Origin of the sequence: Microbulbifer sp. MKSA007, from assembly GCA_032615215.1 — a bacterium.
GTDB lineage: Bacteria > Pseudomonadota > Gammaproteobacteria > Pseudomonadales > Cellvibrionaceae > Microbulbifer.
Map to the genome: position 1 here is coordinate 3,522,998 of CP128433.1, position 9,092 is coordinate 3,532,089.

The 9,092-nt window shown below is 44.3% G+C and carries 8 protein-coding genes; 4 read left to right on the forward strand and 4 right to left on the reverse strand.

Annotated features, from left to right (window positions below):
* Positions 1–44 precede the first annotated feature (44 nt).
* From QT397_18535 to QT397_18550, 4 genes are all read left to right on the forward strand, one after another.
* Complete coding sequence (locus tag QT397_18535) at positions 45–515, forward strand: hypothetical protein (protein ID WNZ54859.1); 471 nt, start codon at positions 45–47, stop codon at positions 513–515.
* Positions 516–712: 197 nt separating this feature from the next.
* Positions 713–1,936, forward strand: a complete 1,224-nt coding sequence (locus tag QT397_18540) for a hypothetical protein (protein WNZ54860.1) — start codon at positions 713–715, stop codon at positions 1,934–1,936.
* 488 nt (positions 1,937–2,424) lie between these two features.
* Positions 2,425–3,510, forward strand: a complete 1,086-nt coding sequence (locus QT397_18545; GenBank protein WNZ54861.1) for a hypothetical protein — start codon at positions 2,425–2,427, stop codon at positions 3,508–3,510.
* A gap of 450 nt (positions 3,511–3,960) precedes the next feature.
* Positions 3,961–5,082, forward strand: coding sequence for a hypothetical protein (locus QT397_18550; protein WNZ58562.1), 1,122 nt, complete (start codon positions 3,961–3,963; stop codon positions 5,080–5,082).
* 500 nt (positions 5,083–5,582) lie between these two features.
* Here the strand turns inward: QT397_18550 and QT397_18555 are convergent, their stop codons facing one another.
* The 4 genes from QT397_18555 to QT397_18570 form a co-directional block, all read right to left on the reverse strand.
* On the reverse strand, positions 5,583–5,939 hold the full coding sequence (locus tag QT397_18555) for a hypothetical protein (GenBank protein WNZ54862.1): 357 nt from the start codon (positions 5,937–5,939) through the stop codon (positions 5,583–5,585).
* Complete coding sequence (locus tag QT397_18560; protein WNZ54863.1) at positions 5,929–7,362, reverse strand: sulfatase-like hydrolase/transferase; 1,434 nt, start codon at positions 7,360–7,362, stop codon at positions 5,929–5,931. Before QT397_18560 ends, QT397_18555 begins: the two co-directional genes overlap by 11 nt.
* Before the next feature lie 246 nt (positions 7,363–7,608).
* Positions 7,609–8,226: an MFS transporter gene (locus QT397_18565; protein WNZ54864.1), complete on the reverse strand. Its 618-nt coding sequence runs from the start codon at positions 8,224–8,226 to the stop codon at positions 7,609–7,611.
* A 137-nt stretch (positions 8,227–8,363) separates the two neighbouring features.
* Positions 8,364–8,981, reverse strand: coding sequence for an MFS transporter (locus QT397_18570; GenBank protein ID WNZ54865.1), 618 nt, complete (start codon positions 8,979–8,981; stop codon positions 8,364–8,366).
* Positions 8,982–9,092: the final 111 nt, after the last annotated feature.

Sequence of the window (9,092 nt, forward strand, 5' to 3'; positions counted from 1 at the left end):
TCCACTTGAAAAAACAGATTTAAACGAGCTTCATCAATAAGTACATGCCTACAAATTATTACAAAGCGCCTAAGGCCAACCTGGAAAGTAAAACCACTCCTTCGCCCCAAACTATATCCTTCCTTATTGCCCTTAAAGCTACTGCGCTAACCTGTGTCGTATTACCAACTATTATTGCGGTTTTTTCCTTGCCAGGTGCTTCCGGAATTCAGATTCTTAATGGTACAGTCCCGATGCTGACATTGTATCTGATGACCACTCTGATATCCTTAATCGCCACACTAACCTACGGGAAGCTTATTGAGTACTTCCTGTTAAAGATGCAGAGATACAACCGAGTTTCTATGATGTTGGGTGGTGCTCTTCCAAGCATTCTCCTTTGCTGCGCAGGAATAGCAACAACAGAATCAGGTTTCTTCGGTCTCGCATTTATTATCGCTTTATACTCAATTCCCATTGCCTTTTTATGCCATTATTTTGTTGAAAAATCTGGCAAGGATGTAAAGAGCGCTTAAAGGAACCTGCCTCTTCCCCCCTCCCTCAGACGAAGAATTAAGAGCCTCCGATCACCTTTGGGAAATTCTTCTCAGAATATTGATAGTTAATTCCCAAGGAAAACACTCTGCCCATAATCAAAAATCGGAGGGTCATCCTATAACGTCATCCAATATCATTTTAACGATAGTGCTTTGGATGTCAGTGGTAGCTTTGGGTGAAAATAATTCAAGTAATTACCCAGGGATTTGAGAGCCGTCTTTGCCTAACCAGCTATTCAGCAGAGTCCCAAATCGACAAACAGGCAGTAATCCGCTTGATAGAACTTAATATGTTGATTTGTAAGGAAATAGATATGAAAACTTACGCCTCCATTGCTGCGGCAGTCGCTATAGCCATCAGTGGGCACGCTGCCGCCAATACAGTTATTCCCATTCAAAACGGTAATGGAAATTCAATAACAGCCAACCAGAATGATCCATCAACATCTGGTAATTTTGCAATACTTACACAAATCGGTGACAACAACTCAATGACCACATCTCAGCTAGTCAACACTACGAATAGTGTTATCAACAGCACCCAACTTGGCGACAACAACACTGTTTCATCGATTGATCAAACCGATGCCACTACATCGACTGTTACCGTACTGCAAAATGGCCAAACCAATTTGTTTAATGCGCTTCAAGTTAGCACTACTTCAAGTACTTCAACAACGACACAAACTGGCACCTCCAATCAATATACCACCGTACAAACTAATTCATCTTTAGATAACACCGTAATCACCCAGAATGGTGACTCAAACATGGGTTCCATGGTTCAGTCATCCTCCTCTGGGAATGGGCTTTTTATTACCCAGCTTGGAACAACTAATACCGCAGGAGCAGCTCAATCAACTGAGACTTCCGGCACCATCACGGTACTTCAAGATGGCACATCAAATATGTCGGGAAGTACACAATCTCTCGGAACAGGGAATACTCAAAGTACAACCCAGGTGGGAACGAGTAACACCTCATTAGTTCTTCAATTTACCAGTGTCGGAGATTCCGCTGAATTAATACAGGAAGGTGATTCAAACGATGCAGATATTGAACAAGATTTAGGCGCGGGCAATAGTCTCTACGCTGAACAGCTAGGCACCACCAATACGGTCATGACCTTTCAAACTGGTGCGGGTAACGATGGTGAAATTCTCCAGGATGGATTAAGTAACTCAGCAGATCTATCACAGGATGGCGACTTGCTCGTAGCCTATATAGAACAAATCCAGACTTCGAATACTGCAACAATTACCCAAACATCAACCAACAATAATGCCAGTACTATGCAGATGGGTTTCGCCAACACCCATGACACCACCCAGGCAACAAGTGGAAACTCAGCAACTGCTACCCAGCTAGGTACCAGTAATACAGGTACCATCTTGCAGTAATTCATCGGCCGGCTCCTGTGAGCCTCAAGCTGGAGCCGGCCATACCTGATGATATAGTGATATTTACTTTGCTATAGTAAATTTTTCAACAATTAAAGCCCCCAGGTTTTTCCCCGCCCCTATTTTAAATGCATAAAAGAAATGACTAACGTAATTAGTCACTTCTTTTTTATACAAGACAAGCTGCGATATCTGCCTGCAACTATCTCTTTAGGGATTTCTTCTCAGTAGATTGATAGTTATTTCCCAAGGAAAACACTCTGCCCATAATCAAAAATCGGAGGGTCATCCTACAACGTCATCCAATATCATTTTAACGATAGCGCTTTGGATGTCAGTGGTAGCTTTGGGTGAAAATAATTCAAGTAATTACCCAGGGATTTGAGGGCCGTCTTTGCCTAACCAGCTATTCAGCAGAGTCCCAAATCGACAAACAGGCAGTAATCCGCTTGATAGAATTTAATATGTTGATTTGTAAGGAAATAGATATGAAAACTTACGCCTCCATTGCTGCGGCAGTTGCTATAGCCATCAGTGGGCATGCAGCCGCCAATACTACCATTGTCATTCAAAACGGTAATGGAAATACAGCAACATCTAACCAGAATGATCCATCAACATCTAGTAACTTTGCAATATTTACTCAAACTGGCGACAACAACTCATCCACCACCGCTCAGACAATCAACTCTACAAACAGTGTTATCAACAGTACACAAATAGGTGACAACAACACTGTCGCCTCCATTGACCAGGAAAATAGTGCAACATCAGTTATTACTGTTGTTCAAAATGGACAAACTAATCTCTTTAATGCCATACAACAAAATACGACAACAAGCACTTCAACAACCACACAAAATGGCACATCGAATCGATTTGCAATTGTGCAAGGTGATTCAAACTTTGATAATATCGTTGTTACCCAGGCGGGAAATTCAAATGGCGGCACAATGATACAAGCCTTTACATCCAACGCATCCCAATTTATTACCCAGCTGGGAACCTCAAATCTTACCGGGGGCTCTCAAAGGAGCGAGACGTCTGGTGTTGTCACGATATTTCAAGATGGCACCACGAATAGGGCATTTTTTGGGAATGGGAGCGGATCTGAAAATGATCAAAACACCACACAGTTAGGCCTTAGCAATACATCAAGCACGAGACAATTCACAACACTCAACAACACCTCCAATCTGTTACAGAATGGAGACTCTAATGTTGCTGATATTGCCCAGGATTTTGGCTCAAATACCTCTATTGAAGTTATGCAGCTCGGCACGACTAACATGGTGATGACATTCCAATCAGGGTCAACTAATGAGGCAGAACTTGAACAAGATGGCCTCAGCAACACCGCAGACCTCTCTCAAGATGGAGACCTACTTGTAGCCTTTATGGAGCAGGTTGGAGATTCTAATGGAGCTACGATTACCCAAACCTCTACGATGAATACCGCTAGCGCCATGCAAATGGGCACGACAAACACCCATGACACTACCCAGGCAACAAGTGGAAGTTCAGCAACTGCAACCCAAGTGGGAACCAGCAACGTAGGTACCATCCTACAGTAATCCAAGGGCCGGCATCCGGGAAATTTCAACCGGAGCCGGCCATCCGAGAATCTCATGAATCTTGATTTTCAATTGAAAATCTACCAACCTGTTATGCTCCAAACCTTTCACTTCCAAATTTCCAACGAGTAAGAAAAGTAGTTAATTCGATTAGCCTCTGCCTATCTTGCTCATACAAAAATTTCAGACCAAACCTGTAGCCGTCTCTCTAAGCATTTATTCTCAGCATTTTGATATTTAATTCCCAAGGAAAATACTGCTCACCTGACTGAAAATCGTGGAGTCATCCTATTACATCACCCAATATCATTTTGACGACAGTGGTTTGTGTGACAGCGGAAACATTGGGTGAAAATAATTCAATTAATTACCCAGGGATTTGAGAGCCGTCTTTGCCTAACCAGATGTTCCGCAGAGTCCCAAATCGACAAACAGGCGGTAATCCGCTTGATGAAGATTAATATGTTGATTTGTAAGGAAATAGATATGAAAGTCTACACTTCCATTGCTGTGGTAGTTGCTATAGCCATCAGTGGGCATGCAGCCGCCAATACTACCATTGTCATTCAAAACGGTAATGAAAATACAACAACATCTAACCAGAATGATCCATCAACATCTGGTAACTTTGTAATATTTACTCAAACTGGCGACAACAACTCATCCACCACCGCTCAGACAGTCAACTCTATAAACAGTGTTATCAACAGTACACAAATAGGTGAGAACAACACCGTTTCATCAATTAGTCAATTTGACACCACCACTTCAGCCATTAATGTACTGCAAAATGGCCAAACCAATCTCTTTTTTGCCATGCAAAGCAATACGATGACAAGCACATCAATAAGCACACAAAATGGTACATCTAATGAAATGGTAATTACACAATTTGAATCCAACTTAGATAATATGGTTGTTACCCAGACAGGAGATTCAAATATAGGCGTGCTCGGACAAGACCAAACATCTAATACTTCCCAAATCTTAAATCAGCAGGGAATCTCAAACGTAGTCGGAGGCATTCTAGCTAACGAGACGTCTAGTATTGGCATAATATTCCAAGATGGAACCTCGAATATTGCAGACTCTATTTTTGAAAATGGTTCGGGGAATTATCAAAGTACCATACAGCTAGGCCTTAGTAATACATCATTCACTAAGCAATCCTCTGCATTTAACAACACTTTTAATCTGCTACAGGATGGTGACTCTAATGATGCCCATGTTGTCCAGGAGTATGGCTCCGACACCTCCATTGAGGTCATACAGCTTGGCACAACTAACATGGTAATGACGGACCAGACTGGATCAACTAATGAGGCAGGACTTGAACAAGATGGCCTCAGTAACACCGCAGACCTCTCTCAAGATGGAGACCTACTTGTAGCCTTTATGGAGCAGGTTGGAGATTCTAATGGAGCTACGATTACCCAAACCTCTACGATGAATACCGCTAGCACCATGCAAATGGGCACGACAAACACCCATGACACTACCCAGGTAACAAGTGGAAATTCAGCAACTGCAATCCAAGTGGGAACCAGCAACGTAGGTACCATCTTGCAATAGTCCACTAGCCGGCCTCAGGAGACTGTCACCCTATGCCGGCCAACTTGGCCTTTGGCTTTACGTAGAATTCTTCTCAGTATTTTACGCCGTCTGCGAACCTATCCACCTGTTTACAAGAACTATGGGGCTGCCCTGCAATATAGTGTCCTTAATGCCAACCATGGCTCACCATCTTCAAGTTTATTATCCGTCAATTTGTCACCAGGCTAAGAATTCACACATATGAGTGCACTTATAGAGTTAAGGAGCCTCTGAATAATTCCGTGATGCCTCTGGCTTGCAGAGCGGTTCACAATCAAGGCGCGACTTCGCAGGAATGTCTAGACCTTTCAAGAAGTTTCAACGCGGAGTGTGAATCGCTCTGCAAGCCCCGTAGGGCAGGTCCTGAAGGCTACAGCCATTCTCGGCGAGCTGCGCCTAACATCTGCAGCCCTCAAGGCCCGCAGAGATATTACGGAATTATTCAGAGGCTCCTTAAAGCTACATTTCCGGATTCAACTCTAGGGCCATGGATACTTACCAGTACCCTCCTTCTCAAACTGCTCTAACTTTTCTTTCGCTTGAGGCAAAAGATCATAGATTGGAGGGTTGTTGGATATAAAACCGATCTTGAATTGTGGGGGATACTTAATGAGTTCTTTCATGTAGTCCCCTGCTGTTGTCATCACCGGCACAAGCATTGGCAAATGACGCACACCGATACTGACATCTTCCTTAGGATTGGAATAAAGGTTAAATAATATTGCCCCACCACTCTCGACAAAGATAGGGCCACTAAACCCGCCCCAGTTACCTCTCTGTACAACACCATTCTCGATTTCTGCCGTCCATACATATTTGAATTCATCAATACGCATGGCCGAAAAAATACTGATTCATCGTATAGGGCCGACTACGGCGTGCAGACTGGCCATTATCCGCCAACAGCATTCCCGTTTGATCGATACCATCGATATATCGATCTTCACTAACAAAACTTGCCACCTCCCTACCGGGCTTGCCCGCTATTGAAATGGCTGTGTTAAAGAGATCAGCTAGATCAAACAACCCTTCAGTCCGGCGAGGCTTTATCATCCCCTTCCAATAGGCAAATGTCGGTACCCTCACACCACCTTCCCAGCTAGTACCCTTGCAACCCCGAAAAGGTGTTCGGCCATAGGGGGGAACCTCACACTCGGGACCATTATCCGAGGTGAAGAAAATCAGGGTGTTATCCAGCTGGTTTGTCTCCTGCAAAGCACTAAATATCTGCGCAAGTACATAATCCATATGCACCATACAGTCGCTATATACTGTACGAGCTCGCGATTTCCCTGCCCACTTATAAGATGGATAATTATCAAAGTGGCAACCTCGGGGGGCGTGATACAAAAAGAATGGCTTTTCAGAGCTTTTCATTTGCCTAATGAAATTTACACTGTAATCCATCCACTGGTCATCGAGCACCTTGATAGAGTCCAGGTCAATCAGATGGAGATCTTCACACCGCTCCGTGTCCTGCGGCGTGCAATGAACCTCACTATGACTAAATGGCTCCTTCTGCATCATGGCAAAGCGCTCTGGAGACAGCGCCACTTCTGGATTGAAATAAACGTCCCGCCATTCCGTATACATATCTGATACACCGAGAAACCCTCGGTAATCGTCATAACCAACATTCTGCGGTAGTGAGCCCTTATTCTCTCCCATATGCCATTTACCGACCCCCTGGGTCACGTAGCCTAACTTTTTGAGTACCGCCGGCATGGTTACTGCTCCGTCCAAGCCGCCAGCCTCACCATACATTGGGGGGCGTAGGATTCCATGGTGTAGCGGATTTTGGCCGGCATGAATCGTAGCCCGTGTTGGCGAGCATGAAGGTGTTGAATAGGCAGAGGTTAGAATAAGCCCCTCATTCGCCAATTTATCCATAGTGGGTGTGGCATTGCCGACAGCAATACCTCCACCATTAAAGCCAACATCCATCCAGCCCACATCATCAAGTAAGAAAATCAATATGTTAGGCTTTTTGCCAAACTTCTCCTCCAGAAGAGCCAGCTTCTGTCTAGCTTGCTTTTCCTCTTGCGGATGCTGGATTACGGGATACATATTGTCAGCCAGCTTTACAGGCTTTAAATGCAGAAATTGATCCGGATGGCTGTATCCTGGTGCAGAAGTTGGCCCCGTGGTACTTCCCCGTAAATTCTCTGCCAGAGCAATGGGGCCTGACACCATCAAGATTACAGCAAGAGATACAACAAGAGAATTATCAGCCAAGAACCGCAACCAAGACAATTTCATATCCGAGATCCATTTCGTATAAATTTACTATTAGCAATCTCTAAGAACTCAGCCCTTCCTGAGCCGCCAATATTAAACGGCTAACAACCCATACGAGTTAACATCGCTAATACTTGTTGAAGGATAGCCCCGACCACTCGCCTTATCCCTTGCAGTCAACATTTAGAGAGAATGAAAATAGGAAACACGCTCCTAAATACCGATAAGAAACCGTATTGCCTAAGAGGAATCTAAGCAGCGCGTCAATTACCTTCTCTGGGGCTCCTGAAAGAAGAAAATTGCAATCAAGAACCCTATAAGGACAATAAATCCATCTACCAGTAGTGCCCGGTTCACACCGGTGGCAATATCCGGCGCTGACGCCAATATGGCTGAATTGATCCCCAAACCCACAGCACCACCTAAAAAACGGAACATATAGACAACAGCACCAGATAAACTGGATTTACAGGCCTCCACAGAGGTAATTGCAGCGGTCACAGCGGCAGGGCTAAATATACCCAAGCCACTACCAATCAATAACATACCCGGTATAAAGACTGGGTAGACAATATGATTACCGTGAACCGAAAGCATGAAAAGCCCCAGACTCATCGCCAGGGCGCCTGAACAGAGCAGTAATTTGGGGCCAAACCGCTCATGAATTACTCCAGAAACAAATGCAAAAATGCCAGAAGAGACCATAGCTGGCAACAAAGCCAATCCGGCCTGAAATGCAGAATACTGATGCACGCTAATAAAAAGCAAAGGGATATAGACAAGGGTTGCAAAGAAGGCGATAGCGACAAAAAACACACTAACTCCTGATGTCATAAACACACGATTTCTCACCAAGCTCTCTGGAATAAGAGCATCATCTGCCATTCTAGCTTCAACAAAAGCAAAAGTTATCGCAGCCAATAAAGATATTGCCAGAAGACAGAAAACCAAGAGTCGAGAAATACCTGTCTGAGTTATTAAATCAAGAGCCAACAAAAACAGGAAAAGGGATACGGAGAGAGTTAACACGCCCAAGTAATCAATTCGTTCGTCTTTTTTTCAAACTGCTCTGACGGGTACTTCAATACGTAAAAAACGACCACAAAGATAGCAATGGGGATATTTATAAATAAAATCCAGCGCCAGCTCAAAAAATCTGACAACACTCCTCCAATAACAGGCCCGCAAGCAGTAGCCACACCTAATGCAGCCAAAACAAAGCCCCCAACAAATCCTGCGCGATCAGATGGCAACAGTGTGTAAGCCATCCCTAGCATTGCCGACCAGGCTAATGCACCTCCCAACCCCATCAATACCCTGGCGATTAACAGTACCCCTACCTCACTCGCAAGCCCTCCCAATAGCGATGAGCAAGAAAAAATACCAACACCAATTAAGAAAACAGTTTCACGCCCATAGATATCCGCCAAACGTCCACTGGTCACAATAATGACTCCATAGGCCAGGGCATAGGCATTCACTACCCAGTGAACGAATGATATGCGGACGGAAAAGTCTTTGGCGATAGCGGGGAGAGCTGGTGAAAAGGCGGTAAAATCGCTGGCGATCAAAAATACTGATAAAAAGAGAACAAACAGTCCCCAGATTTGCCCCTCTGAGATCCCCTTCACTTTTGTCATTTTTACGATGCCAGCTCTCTAAGGTCCTACTTAGTGACACTCTAGTCCATGGGCTCAGAGGAAGAGTCTCACAGCTTGTATAGCTCCATATATTGCATCTGGCGACGATTG